Annotated in this window: 1 protein-coding gene; it reads left to right on the top strand. The window is 68.2% G+C overall.

Going from position 1 to position 907, the window contains the following annotated elements:
* Nucleotides 1–907, top strand: a 907-nt coding sequence (locus QZM72_RS35480; RefSeq protein WP_301740441.1) for an efflux RND transporter periplasmic adaptor subunit, incomplete at both ends; no start/stop codon positions are given.

Raw genomic sequence — 907 nt, 5'->3', positions numbered from 1 at the left:
CACCGCCGCCGCAAACGCCGGAAGTCGGCGTCGTCACCGTCCAGCCGCAAGCCGTACCGGTCTTCACCGACCTGCCGGGCCGCACCAGTGCATTCCTCGTCGCGCAAGTGCGCGCACGGGTCGACGGCATCGTGCTGCGCCGTGAATTCACCGAAGGCACCGACGTGAAGGCCGGTCAGCGCCTCTACAAGATCGATCCGGCGCCGTACGTCGCGGCGCTGAACAGCGCGAAGGCGACGCTCGCGAAGGCGCAGGCGAACCTCGTCACGCAGAACGCGCTGGTCGCGCGCTACAAGGTGCTGGTCGCCGCGAACGCGGTCAGCAAGCAGGACTACGACAACGCGGTCGCCACGCAAGGGCAGGCTGCCGCGGACGTCGCGGCCGGCAAGGCGGCAGTCGACACCGCGCAGATCAACCTCGGCTATACGGACGTCGTGTCGCCGATCAGCGGGCGCGTCGGCATCTCGCAGGTGACGCCGGGCGCGTACGTGCAGGCGAGCCAGGCGACGCTGATGTCGACGGTGCAGCAGCTCGATCCGGTGTACGTGGACCTCACGCAGTCGAGCCTCGAAGGGCTGAAGCTGCGTCAGGACGTGCAGAGCGGCCGTCTGAAGACGAGCGGCCCGGGCGCGGCGAAGGTGTCGCTGATCCTCGAAGACGGCAAGACGTACTCGGAAGCCGGCAAGCTGCAGTTCTCGGACGTGACGGTGGATCAGACCACCGGCTCGGTGACGATCCGCGCGGTGTTCCCGAACCCGGGCCGCGTGCTGCTGCCCGGGATGTTCGTGCGCGCCCGGATCGAGGAAGGCGTGAACGAGAACGCATTCCTGGTGCCGCAGATCGGCGTCACGCACGACCAGAAGGGGCAGGCGATCGCGATGGTGGTGAACGCCAGCAACAAGGTCGA

Origin of the sequence: Burkholderia sp. AU45388 (assembly GCF_030481585.1) — a bacterium.
In the GTDB taxonomy this organism is placed as follows: domain Bacteria; phylum Pseudomonadota; class Gammaproteobacteria; order Burkholderiales; family Burkholderiaceae; genus Burkholderia; species Burkholderia sola.
Note: the sequence above shows the minus strand (reverse complement) of the source record. Positions and strands in the feature narration are given on the sequence as shown.